General features: G+C 74.7%; 16 protein-coding genes. 5 read left to right on the plus strand and 11 right to left on the minus strand.

Annotation, left to right across the window (positions count from 1 at the left end; all coding sequences use genetic code 11):
* Window positions 1–18 precede the first annotated feature (18 nt).
* A complete protein-coding gene (locus ACI789_RS03110; RefSeq protein ID WP_457006680.1) occupies window positions 19–843 on the minus strand; it encodes a thioesterase family protein in 825 nt (274 codons plus the stop codon).
* A gap of 28 nt (window positions 844–871) precedes the next feature.
* Here ACI789_RS03110 and ACI789_RS03115 point away from each other — a divergent pair, with 28 nt between their 5' ends.
* Window positions 872–1,834 (plus strand): aldo/keto reductase, encoded by a 963-nt coding sequence (locus tag ACI789_RS03115; protein ID WP_457006681.1) that lies wholly within the window; start codon window positions 872–874, stop codon window positions 1,832–1,834.
* 61 nt (window positions 1,835–1,895) lie between these two features.
* Here the strand turns inward: ACI789_RS03115 and thpR are convergent, their stop codons facing one another.
* The 5 genes from thpR to ACI789_RS03140 form a co-directional block, all read right to left on the minus strand.
* A complete protein-coding gene (thpR, locus tag ACI789_RS03120) occupies window positions 1,896–2,477 on the minus strand; it encodes an RNA 2',3'-cyclic phosphodiesterase (protein WP_457006922.1) in 582 nt (193 codons plus the stop codon).
* Window positions 2,474–2,869 carry a hypothetical protein gene (locus ACI789_RS03125; protein WP_456917102.1) on the minus strand — a complete coding sequence of 132 codons (396 nt, stop codon included), beginning with the start codon at window positions 2,867–2,869 and terminating at the stop codon, window positions 2,474–2,476. Before ACI789_RS03125 ends, thpR begins: the two co-directional genes overlap by 4 nt.
* 62 nt (window positions 2,870–2,931) lie before the next feature.
* A complete protein-coding gene (locus ACI789_RS03130) occupies window positions 2,932–4,305 on the minus strand; it encodes an MFS transporter (RefSeq protein ID WP_457006682.1) in 1,374 nt (457 codons plus the stop codon).
* Window positions 4,302–4,736: a MarR family winged helix-turn-helix transcriptional regulator gene (locus tag ACI789_RS03135; RefSeq protein ID WP_457006683.1), complete on the minus strand. Its 435-nt coding sequence runs from the start codon at window positions 4,734–4,736 to the stop codon at window positions 4,302–4,304. The genes ACI789_RS03130 and ACI789_RS03135 overlap by 4 nt, the downstream gene beginning before the upstream one ends.
* 138 nt (window positions 4,737–4,874) lie before the next feature.
* On the minus strand, window positions 4,875–6,425 hold the full coding sequence (locus ACI789_RS03140) for an NCS2 family permease (protein ID WP_457006684.1): 1,551 nt from the start codon (window positions 6,423–6,425) through the stop codon (window positions 4,875–4,877).
* A gap of 153 nt (window positions 6,426–6,578) precedes the next feature.
* Between ACI789_RS03140 and ACI789_RS03145 the strand changes: the two genes are divergently transcribed.
* Window positions 6,579–6,800, plus strand: a complete 222-nt coding sequence (locus ACI789_RS03145; RefSeq protein ID WP_457006685.1) for a DUF2530 domain-containing protein — start codon at window positions 6,579–6,581, stop codon at window positions 6,798–6,800.
* 214 nt (window positions 6,801–7,014) lie between these two features.
* Here the strand turns inward: ACI789_RS03145 and ACI789_RS03150 are convergent, their stop codons facing one another.
* Window positions 7,015–7,809, minus strand: a complete 795-nt coding sequence (locus tag ACI789_RS03150) for a DUF3027 domain-containing protein (protein WP_457006686.1) — start codon at window positions 7,807–7,809, stop codon at window positions 7,015–7,017.
* 90 nt (window positions 7,810–7,899) lie between these two features.
* On the opposite strand from ACI789_RS03150, the gene ACI789_RS03155 reads away from it, so the two are divergent.
* Both ACI789_RS03155 and ACI789_RS03160 read left to right on the plus strand, forming a co-directional pair.
* Window positions 7,900–9,486 (plus strand): MFS transporter, encoded by a 1,587-nt coding sequence (locus tag ACI789_RS03155; protein WP_457006687.1) that lies wholly within the window; start codon window positions 7,900–7,902, stop codon window positions 9,484–9,486.
* The gene (locus ACI789_RS03160; RefSeq protein ID WP_457006688.1) at window positions 9,483–9,968 is read left to right on the plus strand and encodes a DUF2771 family protein; all 486 of its coding nucleotides are present in this window, start codon (window positions 9,483–9,485) and stop codon (window positions 9,966–9,968) included. The genes ACI789_RS03155 and ACI789_RS03160 overlap by 4 nt, the downstream gene beginning before the upstream one ends.
* An 80-nt stretch (window positions 9,969–10,048) precedes the next feature.
* Here ACI789_RS03160 and ACI789_RS03165 read toward each other — a convergent pair whose 3' ends face one another.
* Both ACI789_RS03165 and ACI789_RS03170 read right to left on the minus strand, forming a co-directional pair.
* Complete coding sequence (locus ACI789_RS03165) at window positions 10,049–10,444, minus strand: cold-shock protein (RefSeq protein ID WP_456917094.1); 396 nt, start codon at window positions 10,442–10,444, stop codon at window positions 10,049–10,051.
* A gap of 155 nt (window positions 10,445–10,599) precedes the next feature.
* Window positions 10,600–11,169 carry a nucleotidyltransferase family protein gene (locus ACI789_RS03170; protein WP_457006689.1) on the minus strand — a complete coding sequence of 190 codons (570 nt, stop codon included), beginning with the start codon at window positions 11,167–11,169 and terminating at the stop codon, window positions 10,600–10,602.
* A 75-nt stretch (window positions 11,170–11,244) separates the two neighbouring features.
* On the opposite strand from ACI789_RS03170, the gene ACI789_RS03175 reads away from it, so the two are divergent.
* Window positions 11,245–12,015 carry an endonuclease/exonuclease/phosphatase family protein gene (locus ACI789_RS03175; protein WP_457006690.1) on the plus strand — a complete coding sequence of 257 codons (771 nt, stop codon included), beginning with the start codon at window positions 11,245–11,247 and terminating at the stop codon, window positions 12,013–12,015.
* 58 nt (window positions 12,016–12,073) lie between these two features.
* Here the strand turns inward: ACI789_RS03175 and ACI789_RS03180 are convergent, their stop codons facing one another.
* Window positions 12,074–13,729, minus strand: a complete 1,656-nt coding sequence (locus tag ACI789_RS03180; protein WP_457006691.1) for an AMP-binding protein — start codon at window positions 13,727–13,729, stop codon at window positions 12,074–12,076.
* Window positions 13,726–14,001, minus strand: a complete 276-nt coding sequence (locus ACI789_RS03185) for a hypothetical protein (protein ID WP_457006692.1) — start codon at window positions 13,999–14,001, stop codon at window positions 13,726–13,728. The genes ACI789_RS03180 and ACI789_RS03185 overlap by 4 nt, the downstream gene beginning before the upstream one ends.
* Window positions 14,002–14,024: the final 23 nt, after the last annotated feature.

Raw genomic sequence — 14,024 nt, forward strand, 5'->3', positions numbered from 1 at the left:
CCAAGCGGCCCAGGGCACCTAGCGCGGCAGGCGGGCCAGCTGCCGGCTCTGCGCGACCAGCCGGCCGGTGGAGTCCCAGATGCGGTAGTCCTCGTCGAGCCAGCCGCCGGCGACCTCACCCGCCCGCGCCTCGACCAGGCACCAGCCCGGCGCCGGCAGCGCGCGCACCAGCACCTGCAGCTGCACCGTCGGCGCCCACCCGAACCGGCCGACCGCCCAGCTGGTCGGCGGGAGCACGTCGGCGAACAGCAGCAGCGCGAGCGGGTCGGGCTCGCGGCCGTCGGCCAGGCGCACCCAGCCCCGCACCAGGGGCTCGTCGCCGGGGCGGCCCGTGGCCCAGCCGGCGGTGACCGGGTCCAGCCGGGTGTGCACCCGCGTCCGCAGCCCCACCTCCGCCAGCGGCACGGCCGGCGGACCGTCGTCCACGGCCGGGAGGCAGTCCTCCACGGGCGTCGCACCCGGCGGCGGGGCGGCGGAGTACGCCGGCGGCTCGTCGGGCAGCGTCGCCGTCGTCGCCTGGGCCGCGAGCGTAGGGCCGTCGGCGCCGGCGAGGACCACCGCGGAGTGCGCCAGCGTCCGGCCCGCCGGCCCCGGGGTGACGTCGAGCGAGACGCGGCCGGGTGCGGTGGGCCGCAGGAAGCTCGCCGACAGCGCCACCGGGTGCGGGTGCGGGCCGGCGGTCAGCGCCGCCCGGGCGACCACGGCGAGCAGGTAGCCCCCGTTGAGGACCCCGCCGCCGACGTCCCACCCGGGGTCGAGCTCGGCCGCCAGGCCCCCGCCCTCGGTGCGGGTCACCGCGGTGGCGGCGTCGAACTGGAACGGCCCGGGGTCGGTCTGCGGCACGGTCCCGAGACTGCCAGGGTGGTCCCCCGTGGAGTACACGCACCTGGGGCGCAGCGGCCTGTCGGTCTCCCGCCTCTGCCTGGGGACCATGAACTTCGGCTGGAAGACCGCCGAGCCCGACGCGCACGTGATCATGGACCGCGCGCACGACGCCGGCGTCAACTTCTTCGACACCGCCAACACCTACGGCTTCGACGCCGGCAAGGGGCGCACCGAGGAGGTCCTCGGCACCTGGTTCGCCCGGGGCGGCCGGCGGCGCGAGAAGACCGTCCTGGCCACCAAGGTGTACGGCTCGATGACCGACTGGCCGAACGACACGTTCCTCTCCGCCCGCAACCTCGTGCGCTCCTGCGAGGCCTCGCTGCGGCGGATGCAGACCGACTGGATCGACCTCTACCAGTTCCACCACGTCGACCTGGCCACGCCGTGGGAGGAGATCTGGCAGGCCTGCGAGACGCTGGTCGCTCAGGGCAAGGTGCTCTACGTCGGCTCCTCCAACCACGCCGCCTGGCAGATCGCGGCTGCCAACGAGGCGGCGGCGCGGCGGCACTTCGTCGGGCTGGTCAGCGAGCAGTCCCATTACAACCTGCTCACCCGGCACGTCGAGCTCGAGGTGCTGCCGGCGGCCCAGCACTACGGCGTCGGGGTCATCCCGTGGAGCCCGCTGGCCGGCGGCCTGCTGGCCGGCGTGCTCGCCCAGGAGGGCGGCGACCGGCGGCGGTCCCGCGAGGAGCGCATCGAGCGGCACCGGCCGGCGCTGCAGGCCTACGAGGACGCCTGCCGGGAGTGGGGCCTGGCACCGGCGGACGTCGGCGTCGGCTGGCTGCTGCACCGGTCCGGGGTCACCGCGCCGATCGTCGGGCCCCGCACGATGGAGCAGTTCGAGGGGTCCCTGGCGGCGCTCGACGTCTCCCTGGACGAGGCCCAGCTGGCCCGCCTCGACGAGATCTTCCCGGGGTACCGGCCGGCGCCGATGGAGTACGCCTGGTGAAGGACCCCGCTCCCCCGCCACTCGCAGACCCGCAGCGGGCCCCTGCAGCGGGGCCGATCCATCACGTCTCCACCGGCCAGACCGCCCGGCGGTCGTAGCGGGGCGTGGGCCCCAGGTGGCTCTCCCACAGCTCGACCTCGGTCACCGGCCAGCTCGGCCCGCGGTAGTCGGCCAGCCGGTCGGGCAGGTCGCCGTCGCCGAGGTGGCCGGGCCGCCAGCGGCCGAGGGTCAGGTGCGCCCGGAACGGCCGGTCCTCCACCGGCAGCCGCAGCGAGCGGGCCACGCGGGCCAGCCGCGCGGCCAGGGCGCCGAGCACCTCGCCGTCCCCGGCGACGCCCGCCCAGCACACCGAGGGCCGCCGTCGCGAGCCGAACCGGCCGCCGCCGGCCAGCCGCAGCGTGAGCGGTGGCGTGGCCGCGACCGCCGGGCCGGCCGCCTCGACCAGCGGCGCCACGGTCTCGCCGGGGACGTGGCCGAGGAACAGCAGGGTCAGGTGCCAGCGCTCCGGAACGGTCCAGCGAGGCCCGCCGGGGGACGCGCGCAGCGGCTCGAGGGCACGGTCCAGGTCGGCGCGCGCCGCGGCGGGCGGTGTGACGGCGAAGAACAGCCGGTGGCCCCGCGGGCCGGCGTCGGACGGACTCAGCGGCCGACCACCAGTCCGGCGTCGGCCAGCGCGGACTGCAGACGCAGCCGCTCCGCGTCGCGGGCGCTCCCGGAGGGCCGGTCGGTCAGGGTGTGCGGCACCTCGAGGATGCGCGCGGCCTCGAGCAGGACGTCGTCGTAAGCCGCCTGCAGACCGCGCCGCCGGGCCATCGGGGCCCCGGCGGGCACCCGGGCCAGCTGACCGGAGAGCCGGCGCAGGTCGGCGGCCACCAGCTCGATCGGCCGGGACGACGGCGTCGCCTGGACCCGCGGCGTCCGGCGCACCGGCAGCCGTGCCGACCCGAACACCAGCCGGGCCAGCCAGCCCAGCAGGCCCACGGCCCCGACCACGCCGACGACGATCGACCCGAGGTGGAGCAGCTGTGCAGCCATGCCGCCTCCGCGGAGGACTCGACGGGCGCGTGGCGACACCGTACGACGGCGCGCCGCGGCGGTCACGCCGATCGGCGGTCGGCCGCCTCCTGGCCGGGGGCCTGCGCGTCGGCCGCCTCCTCCGCCGTCCGCACCGCCACCGACGGCACCGCCGCCCGGGGGCCCACGTGCAGCTGCAGCCGCGGCGGGGAGACGTGTGCCTCGAGGCGCACCCGCCGTCCGCGGGCCAGCCAGGCGGCCGCGCCGAGCGCGGCCAGCACCGCGACGGCCCCGCCCAGGATCAGCCCCCAGGGGGCGCCCAGGTGCTCGGAGACCCAGCCGATGACCGGCGCGCCCAGCGGGGTGCCCCCCATGAAGCACATGAAGTACAGCGCCATCACCCGGCCGCGCATCTGCGGGTCGACCCCGAGCTGCACGAAGCTGTTGTTGGCCACGCTGAACACCAGCCCGGCCGCGCCGGTCGGCACCAGCAGCACCGCGAAGGCCCAGTACCCGGGCACCAGGCCGCAGGCCATGGTGAGCAGCCCGAACACGATCGCCGCGCCGACCAGGAACCGCTGCCGCGGCCGCGCGCTGCGACGGGTGGACAGCAGTGCCCCGGACAGCGACCCGACGGCGAAACAGGTGGAGAGCAGCCCGAAGGCCTCCGCGCCCAGGTCGAACACCTCACGGGCCATCAGCGCGATGGTGACCTGGTAGTTGAACGCGAAGGTGCCCAGGACGAACGCCAGGCCCATCGCCAGCACCAGGTCGGGGTGGGCCCAGGTGTAGCGCAGCCCCTCCCGGAGCTGCCCCTTGCCGCGCGCGACCGGCGGGCTCGGGTGCAGCTCGTCGGGCCGCATGGACAGCAGCGCGCCGATGGTGAAGGCGAAGCTCGCGGCGTTGACCAGGAACGCCGGCGCGGTGTCGCCGGACGCCGCGCCGATGACCACCCCGGCGACGGACGGGCCGACCAGCCGGGCCCCGTTGAAGATCGTCGAGTTTAGGCTGACGGCGTTGGCCAGGTACTCGGGCCCGACCATCTCCGACACGAAGGACTGCCGTACCGGCGCGTCGATCGCCGACACCGCGCCCAGCGCCCCGGCGAGCACGAACACGTGCCACAGCGCGATGCCGTCCGCGGCGACCAGCAGACCCAGCACCAGGGCCAGCAGCCCCATCAGCGCCTGGGTGACGACCAGGACCCGGCGCTTGGCGTACCGGTCGGCGAGCACCCCGCCGTACATGCTCAGGAGCAGGGTCGGGCCGAACTGCAGCGCCGTGATCAGGCCCAGGGCCACGCCGCTGTCACCGGAGAGCTGCAGCACCAGCCAGTCCTGGCCGATCCGCTGCATCCACGTGCCGGTGAGGCTCACCAGGTTGGCCGAGGCGTAGATCCGGTAGTTGCGCACCCGCAACGACCGGAACATCCCGGAGCGGTCAGCTCGGGCGCTCACCCACTCGCCAGCTTGTCCATGATCGCCGACGCCTCGCGCAGCACCGCCCGCTCCTCCGCCGTCAGTTCCTGCAGCCGGCCGGCTAGCCACGCCTCCCGGGCCCGCGCCTCGACGGCGAGCAGTTCCTCCGCCGCCGGGGTGAGCTCGATGACCACCTGCCGGCCGTCGGTCGGGTGCGGGCTCCGAGTGACCAGGCCCATCCCCTCGAGCGCGACGACCACGCGGGTCATCGACGGCGGCTGCACCCGCTCGTGCGCCGCCAGCTCCCCCGGGCTCAACCGGCCGTGCCGCTGCAGGGTCGACAGGGCGGCGAGGTGCGTGAGGGTCACCGACTGGTCCACCCGCTGGTTGCGCAGCCGACGGGAGAACCGCATGACCGCCAGCCGCAGGTCGTGGGCCAGCGCCGCGGTGTCCAGCGTCGTCCGGCTCACGACCATTAGCCTAGCTCACGAAGGCCCCGGACCGGCCCCGTGCAGGGGCCCGCCGCCGGCCCCGTCCCGACGCCCACCCCGAGCGTGCGAGGGGTGCGGAGGACGGGGCCCGTCACGGTGGGGACAGGGCGTCCTCCCTCAGAACAGCTGCTGCAGCGGCTCCAGGGCGAAGTAGATGACGAAGAGCACCGTGATGACCCACATCAGCGGGTGGACCTGGCGCACCCGTCCGGTCGCCGCGCGCAGCAGCACGTAGCTGACCACGCCGGCGCCGATGCCGTTGGTGATCGAGTAGGTGAACGGCATGAGCGCGATGGTGAGGAAGGCCGGGATCACCAGGGACATGTCGTCCCACTCCAGGTGCCGGATCTGGCTGATCATCAGCGCCCCGACGATCACCAGGGCCGGCGCGGCCGCCTCCGAGGGGACGACCTGGACCAGCGGGGTGAAGAACATCGCCAGGAGGAACAGGACGCCGGTGCCGACGCTGGCCAGGCCGGTGCGGGCGCCGTCGGCGACACCGGAGGCGCTCTCGATGTAGGTCGTGTTGGACGAGACGCTGCCCGCACCGCCGGCCGCCGCGGCCAGGGAGTCGACGAGCAGGACCGGCTGTGACCGGGGCAGGTTGCGCTTCTCGTCGAGCAGGCCGCCCTCGGCGCCGACCGCGGTGACCGTGCCGACGGTGTCGAAGAAGTCGGCGATCATGATCGAGAAGACGATGAGCAGCGCGGCGATGACGCCGATCCGCTCGAAGCCGCCGAACAGCGAGAAGTTGCCCACCAGCGACAGGTCGGGCGCGCTCACCACGTCGTCGGGCAGGGTCGGCACCTGCAGCGCCCAGCCCCGCGGGTTCTCCGCGCCGTCGGCACCGATGCGCGGACCGATCTGGGCGACGGCCTCGATGAGGATCGCCAGCAGCGTGGAGACGACGATGCCGATGAGCAGCGCGCCCTTGACCTTGCGCACCACCAGGACGCTGGTCAGCAGCAGGCCGACGACGAAGACCAGCAGCGGCCAGCCGGCCAGCTGACCGTTGATGCCGAAGCTGATCAGCGGGTTGCCGGGGCGGATGACGCCGGCGTCGGCCAGCCCGATGATCGTGAGGAAGAAGCCGATGCCGACCGCGATCGCCGTCTTCAGCTGTGGCGGGATGGCCTCGAAGACCGCCCTGCGGAAGCCGGTCAGCACCAGGACGGTGATCAGCAGGCCCTCGAGCACGACCAGGCCCATGATCTCGGGCCAGGCCAGCTGGGTGGCCGCGTAGACGGCGACGATCGCGTTGATGCCCAGCCCGGTGGCCAGCGCGAAGGGGTACCGGCCGACGATCCCCATGACGATCGTCATCACGCCGGCGATCAGCGCGGTGACCGCGGCGACCGAGGCGAAGGGCAGGGACGCCCCGGTGAGGTCGGCGCCGGACAGGATGATCGGGTTGAGCACCACGATGTAGGCCATCGTGAAGAACGTCGTCAGGCCGCCGCGCAGCTCGCGGCCGACCGTGGAGCGGCGGGCGCTGATGCCGAAGTAGCGGTCCACACCGTTCTTCGGCCGCACCCGCGGCCCCTCGCTGCGGCGGGGCGTCCGGGCCGCGGCGACGTCGGCCGGCGTACCACCGTCCGCCGCGGTGGCGCTGTTGCCGTCCCCCGCGGTCGTGTTGCTGCCCCCGGAGGGGCGGGACTTCTCGGTCATGAGGGACTCCACGAGCGGGTGGCGGGCAGGCGGGCGCGGGGGAAGCGCGCGACGGCCGGACCGGTGCGGCTGGCAACGAGCGGCGACAGCGTGCCACACACACGTTTCCACCATGTGCAGGACCAGCGGGCGCTGGGGGCCTAGGGTCGGGGCGTGCCCGCTCCGACCAGACAGGCCCCGCCGCCGCTGCGGGTCGACACCGTCCGCGTGGTCCTGATCGGGACGGCGCTGTGGGCCGTGGCCCTGGTCGTCCTGCTGCTGCTCGGCGACCGCGTCGACCGGGTGTGGACCTGGACCTGCGTCGCGGGCATCGCGCTGGCCGGCGTCGGCCTGGCGGTCATGCGCCAGCAGGGCCAACTCGGCCGCAAGGACTGACGGAGGGCCTCCTCGCCGCGGTGGCCGTGAGGAGCGGGGCCCGCAGGGTCCCCGACGAGCGGCCGGGCGGGCTCAGCTCACCTGGGGGGGACGGCACCTGGCCGCGGTGGCCGTGAGGAGCGGGGCCCGCAGGGTCCCCGACGAGCGGCCGGGCGGGCTCAGCGCAGGTCGGGGACGGCACCTGGCCGCGGTCGTCGTCCGGAGGACGACGGTGTCACAGCACGTCGAAGGCGCCGGTGTCGTAGCGCGCCGACGTCACGACCTCGGTCGCCTCGTCGACCACCAGCGTGGCCTGGCTGTGCGCCCCGCAGCCGTAGTCGACGGCGACCACGCGCCCGTCGGCGGGGGCGTAGACGTTGCCGCAGGCGCCGAAGGCCCGCCGCAGCGAGCCGGCCAGCGGGAGGAAGAAGCCGCAGGTGCCGCACGGGCCGGGTGCGTGGCGGGCCATCGACGAGCGCGGCCCGTACTCGCCGGCGTTCCACCGGGCCGCCGCCTCGCCGCGCCCCTGCTGCGACATGACCCGCTCGCGGCCGAGCCCGACCTCCCGGGCGACGACGGCGCCCTGCGGGTCGTCGTCCGCGTCGTCGTCGGTGGTGTAGGCCGGGACCAGCCGCGGGTCGTCCTCGGTGGAGGGCAGCACGTCACCGACCGACAGATCGCCCGGCCGCAGCCGCTCGTGCCACGGCACCCAGGCCGGCGCCAGCAGCGCCTGCTCCCCCGGCAGCAGGACCACCTCGTCGAGGGTGACGACGTCCTCGCCGGGGACGTGGGCCAGGGTGACCGCCCAGTGCCAGCCGGCGTACCCGGGCACCCCGCTGGCGAAGGTGTGGGTGGCGACCTCGCCGAGCACCGCCGGGTCGCCGGACGCCGGGACCTCGGGCGAGACGCCCAGGTGCTCGCCGACCAGGTCGGGGGACCCTGCGGTCTCGACCGCCGCCGCCCGCGCCTGGTCGACCGCCGCGGACAGCACGTCGCTCCCCGCGCCTGCGGGGTGGAGGAAGTCGGCCACGACGCCATTGTCCCTGACGCCGCCGCACCCCGGACGGCACGGGGGCACGTGCGCGACCGCGCGTCCAGACTGGTGCGGCACGATGGGCGGGTGCCCAGCTCCCGTCCGTTCGGTGCCCGCCGGGGCGGCCCCCGCCGGCACCCGCTGCCTCCCGGCGCGGACGGCATGGACACCACGCCCATCGACGTGGGCCGGCCGGCCACCCGGCCGCAGCCGGCGGCGCCACCCCCGTGGACAGGAGCCGCCCCTCCCGGCGGCGCCCAGCCGCCGACCGCCGTCCTCCCGCCCGGCGGCCCGCCGCAGCCGGGCGCCACTCCCCGGCCGGCACCGACGACGCCCCGGAAGATGACGGTCACCCGGGTGGCCGCCGCCCGCTCGCGCGAGCTGACCGGTGCGGCGGTGCGCCGGGTGCGCACGGCCAGCCGCGCCGACGGCGCCGGGGACAGCGGACTGACCCACCTGCTGTGGGTCAACGCCCTGCACATGGCCGGCGACGCGATGATCGCGGTGTCGCTGGCCGGGACGCTCTTCTTCGCCGCCACCACCGACGCCCAGCGCAGCAACGTCGCGCTCTACCTGCTGGTCACGATGGCGCCGTTCGCCGTCGTCGCGCCGGTCATCGGGCCGCTGTTGGACAAGCTCCAGCGCGGCCGCCGCTGGGCGATGGCGGCCAGCCTGCTGGGCCGGGCCGTCCTCGCCCTCGTCATGGCCGCGCACTACGACGACCTGGTGCTCTACCCCGCGGCGCTCGGGGTCCTGGTGCTCTCCAAGGCGCACAACGTGCTGCGCGCCGCCGTGGTCCCGCGGGTCCTGCCCAGCGCGATGTCGCTGACCTCCGCGAACGCGCGGACGTCGGTCTTCGGGCTGCTCACCGCGGCGGTGTTCGGCGGTCTCGGGGGCGGGCTGGCCTGGGCGTTCGGGTTCCCGCCGGAGCTGTGGGTCACCGCGGTGGTGTTCGCCGCGGGCGCGGTCCTCGCGGTGCGGCTGCCCGGCCACGTCGACGTCCCGACCGGCGAGCTGCCCGCCGACGTGTTCACCACCGCGCCGGTGCCGGTCGTGGTCCCCGGGCGGCGGCGCCGGCCGGTCAACCCCCGGGTGGTGCTGGCGCTGCGGGCCAACGCCGCGCTGCGCGGCCTCGGCGGCTTCCTCACCATCTTCTCGGCGTTCCTGGTCCAGGCGACCGTCGACGACGGCTGGCAGGCGACCGTCGCCCTGGGCGCGATCGCCGCGGCCGCCGGGATCGGCAGTGTGGCGGGCACCGCGGTCGGCTCCCGGCTGCACCGCGTCGCCCCCGACCCCGTCGTGCTCTGGTCGGCGGGCGCGGCGGCGGCGGTGACCGTCCTCGCCGCGGTCTTCTTCAGCCTCCCGATGGCCGCGCTGGTCGCCGGAGTGGCGGCGGTGGCCAACGCCCTGGGCAAGGTGTCCCTCGACGCGATCATCCAGCGGGAGGTGCCCGAGAGCCTGCGCGCGTCGGCGTTCGCCCGCTCCGAGACCGTCCTGCAGCTGGCCTGGGTGGTCGGCGGCGCGCTCGGCATCGCCCTGCCGCCGACCGGCTGGCTGGGCTTCACCGTGGCGGCCGGGCTGCTGGTCCTCGCCATGGCGCTGGTGCTCTGGGGCCCGCGCCGCCGGTCCGCGCCGTCCCCCGCCGTGGTCGCGGACCCGGTGGGACCGGCGTGAGGCGCGGGGGCGTCCCGGCCGCGCTCGTGCTCCTGGCCGGCGTGGCCGGCTGCGGGTCCGGCGAGCCGGAGGGCCCGCCGGACGTCGTCGTCCAGGCCGGCACGCAGCAGGTCGACGTCGCACCGACGCAGTACTGCCTGGACGGCGACGGGCAGCGCTACGAGCGGGAGCCGCCGATCGTGGAGGTCCCCGCCGACACCACCATCCGCATCACCGTGCCGCAGGCGGTGGCCGAGCAGGGCTGGAGCGTCCAGGTCTTCGACGACGGGCTCCAGGAGCAGCTCGGGGAGGTCGAGGTCGAGCAGGGCGCGGCCGTCCTCGACGAGATCAACTCCGACGACGTCGTCCCGGCCGCCTTCTACCTGGTGGTCGTGGAGGACGCCGGCGAGGCGTGCGAGGGCTTCAGCGGCGCGTGGCCGGTGGGCTTCCTGCGCAGCGGCGGCTCCGAGGGCGGCACGGCCTCCGCGACACCCGCCGGCTGACCGCCTGGTGAGGTGCTGGAACGGCCACCCTTCAGGGACCCGCGCCGAGCCGGCGAGGCGTGGGGGGAAGGGTGGTCCTTTCAGTGCTCCAGGTCGGTGGCGACGGCACGCAGCACCGAGGCGACCTTGCGGGCCACCTGCCGGTCGGGGTGGCGGCCCCGCCGCAGGCCGTTGGAGACGTCGTCGAGCAGCTTGATGAGGTCCTCGATGATCGGGACCAGCTCGTCGGGCTTCTTGCGGGTCCGCTCGGCGTGCGCCGCCGCGACCGAAGGCAGCGGGTCGAGGATGCGAACCTGCAGCGCCTGGTCGCCGCGCCGTCCGGCGACGATGCCGAACTCCACCCGCTGGCCGGGCTTGAGCTCGCTGGTGCCGGCCGGCAGCGCGTCCTTGTGCACGAAGACGTCGGGACCGTCCTCGCGGGAGAGGAAGCCGAAACCCTTCTCCGGGTTGAACCACTTGACTCTGCCGGTGGGCACGTTGATCCCTCAGTCGGTCGCGGACGGACCCGGCACGGGCCGGGAGGACGGTGGCGGCGCGGGCGGCCGCCGGTGCCCAGGTTAGTCGCCGCTCCCCCCGTCCAGTGCCCCCTTCCCGACCGCGCCGCGGGAGGCTGCTGCGCAGGTCGCCACGCTCAGGAGGCGTCGAGGGGCTGCTCCACGACCCCCAGCCGGTCGAGCAGGACGAGGAAGACCGCGGCGAAGTCGTTGTCCGCGACGTCGCGGCGCACGCGGTCCCAGTCGACCTGCTCGCGCAGCGCCCGGGCGACCGGCAGCAACCGCGAGTAGTCGCAGTAGTGCTCGTCGAGGGCCATGAGCTTGGTGACGAGGATGTCGGTCGCCTCGAGGACGGGCATGTGCACCGAGAGCACGGGCAGCTCCTCGGCCCGCTCGATGAGGTCGAGCTCGACGGGGGTGCCGCAGGTGCGCCACAGGACGTCGACGAACGAGTTGCCCTGGACGACCTTGGTGAGCCAGTCCTCGGCGGGGTCGACGACCTCGAGGCCGGCCTCGGCCATGACCTTGGCCGCCCGCTCGGACTCGGCCGCCGGCACCAGGAAGTCGGCGTCGTGGTCCGGCTCAGGAGCGCCGCGGACCCACGCCGCGTACCCGCCGCAGAGCGCGAAGGGCACGTCGCCCTGCTTCAGCGCCACGGCGACGCGCTTGAGGAGGTCACGGATCTCGTCCCGGTCCGAGGGCTGCACGCCGTCCCTGCTACCCGACGGTGCGTCGTCGGAACGTGACGGTGTGGACGACGGCGTCCGGGGCACAGGAACGGCGTGCGGATCGCCACGTTCAACATCCTCCACGGCCGCTCCCCCGCCGACGACAAGGTCGACGTGGAACGGCTCGCCGCGGCGGTGAAGTCCCTGGACGCCGACGTCCTCGGCCTCCAGGAGGTCGACCGCGACCAGCCGCGGTCGATGGGCGCGGACCTCACCGCGGTCGCCGCCGAGGCCATGGGCGCGGTCGACTCCCAGTTCGTGGCGGCGCTGCACGGCACGCCCGGGGGCACCTGGATGGCCGCCACCGGTGACGAGCAGCCCGGGTCGGCGACCTACGGGATCGCTCTGCTGTCGCGGTACCCGGTGGTGTCCTGGCGGGTGGTGCGGCTGCCGGCGCTGCGCAGCCGGGTGCCGGTGTGGTTCCGCGGGGCGCCGCGGCCGAAGTTGGTGGGCGACGAGCCGAGGGTCGCCGTCGCCGCCGTCCTCGAGGGGCCGGCGGGCCAGTTCACCGTCTGCAACACGCACCTGTCGTTCGTCCCCGGCTGGGGCGCGCTGCAGCTGTCGAAGCTGGTGCGGTCGCTCACCGGCACCCGAGAGCCGCTGGTCCTCATGGGGGACCTCAACATGCAGGCGCCCCAGGCGGTGCGGGTGAGCGGACTGCGGCCGCTGGGCACGGCCGCGCCGACCTTCCCCGTGGACACGCCGACCCGCCAGCTCGACCACGTGCTCGCCCGCGGCCCGATCACCGCGACCGGGCGGGCCGAGGCGGTGCGCCTGCCGCTGTCGGACCACCGGGCCCTCGTCGTCCCCTGCGCCCACACTTGACGGCCCGTCCCGGGTCCCGCCCTGAGCTTGCGAAGGGTGGGGAGGACGGGGTCCTTCTTCAGGCGTTCCGGACGGCGGCGGCGGACTGGAGGCCGAGCTCCTCGATCGAGACCTCCCGCATCTCGACCTTGCGGACCTTGCCGGTGACGGTCATCGGGAAGCCGTCGACGACCTTGACGTAGCGCGGGATCTTGTAGTGGGCCAGCTTGCCGGTGCAGAACTCGCGCAGCGACTCCACGGTCATCGCCCCGGCGCCCTCGCGCAGCCGCACCCAGGCCATGAGCTCCTCGCCGAACCGCTCGTCGGGGACGCCGATGACCTGCGCCTCGATGATGTCCGGGTGGGTGAAGAGGAACTCCTCGACCTCCCGCGGGTACACGTTCTCCCCGCCGCGGATGACCATGTCCTTGATGCGCCCGACGATGTTGAGGTAGCCCTCGGCGTCCATGACCGCGAGGTCCCCGGTGTGCATCCAGCGGGCCGCGTCGATGACCTCGGCGGTCTTCTCGGGCTCGTTCCAGTAGCCGAGCATCACCGAGTAGCCGCGGGTGCAGAACTCGCCGGGCGTGCCGCGGGGCACGGTCAGCCCGGTCTCGGGGTCGATGACCTTGACCTCCAGGTGCGGGTGCACCCGCCCCACGGTGGAGGTGCGCCGGTCGAGGTCGTCGTCCGCGCCGGTCTGGGTGGAGACCGGCGAGGTCTCGGTCATCCCGTAGCAGATGGTCACCTCGGTCATGCCCATCTCGGCGACCACCCGCTTCATCACCTCGACCGGGCACGGCGAGCCGGCCATGATCCCGGTCCGCAGGCTGGACAGGTCGTAGGTGGCGAAGTCGGGCAGCGCCAGCTCGGCGATGAACATCGTCGGGACGCCGTACAGCGAGGTGCACCGCTCGTCCTGGACCGCCCGGAGGGTCAGCGCGGGGTCGAAGCCGGGCGCCGGGATGACCATCGTCGCGCCGTGGCTGGTGGCCGCCAGGTTGCCCATGCCCATGCCGAAGCAGTGGTAGTAGGGCACCGGGATGCAGATGCGGTCGGCCTCGGTGTAGCCGCAGCCCTCGCCCACGAAGAACCCGTTGTTGAGCAGGTTGTGGTGGGTGAGCGTGGCGCCCTTGGGGAAACCGGTGGTGCCCGAGGTGTACTGGATGTTGATCGGGTCGTCGGCCGACAGCTGGGCCTCCCGCTCGGCGAGCAGGCCGCGGTCGCCCTCCCGGCCGGTGGCCACGAGCTGGTCCCACTCGGCCGAGCCGAGGAAGACGACGTCGCGCAGGTCGGCGCAGGAATCGCGGACCTCGGCGACCATCGCCCGGTAGTCGCTGGACTTGAACTCCGGCGCGCTGACCAGCACCGAGATGCCCGCCTGCTGCAGCACGTAGGCCAGCTCGTGGGTGCGGTAGGCCGGGTTGATGTTGACCAGGATCGCGCCGAGCTTCGCCGTGGCGAACTGGACGAAGGCCCACTCCGCGCAGTTGGGCGCCCAGATGCCGACGCGGTCGCCCTTGGCCACGCCCAGCGCGTCCAGCCCCAGGGCGACCGCGTCGACCTCCGCGACGAACTGCGGGTAGGTGAAACGGCGACCGGTGGCGCACTCGACGAGCGCCTCGTGGTCACCCACCCGCGCTGCCGTCCGGTCGAGGTTGGCCCCGATGGTGTCTCCGAGCAGGGGGACCGTGGAGCTCCCGCTGCTGTAGGACGGCAGCGCGGGCGCCGTCACCGCTGGACCACCTGCACGCCGGCGCGGTTGGGCTTGTCGGTCGGGTGCGCGTAGCGGAGGCGGTTGACCGGCAGCGGGAAGTCGTGGTCCTCACCGAAGGGCGACAGGGGACCGGCCGGCTCGGCGGTGAACTCGGTCAGGGGCGGGCCACCGTCCACCGACTGCCCCCAGGTGGGCTCCACCAGGTGCGCGTGCTTGGTCTTCCGCTTGGCCATCTCGCCACTGCCTCCGTTGCTCGGTACGGGCACCGCCTGGTGCACGTCGGTGGACATCTTCTCGGACGCGGTACCCCGAA

The organism is Geodermatophilus sp. SYSU D00965, assembly GCF_054050075.1.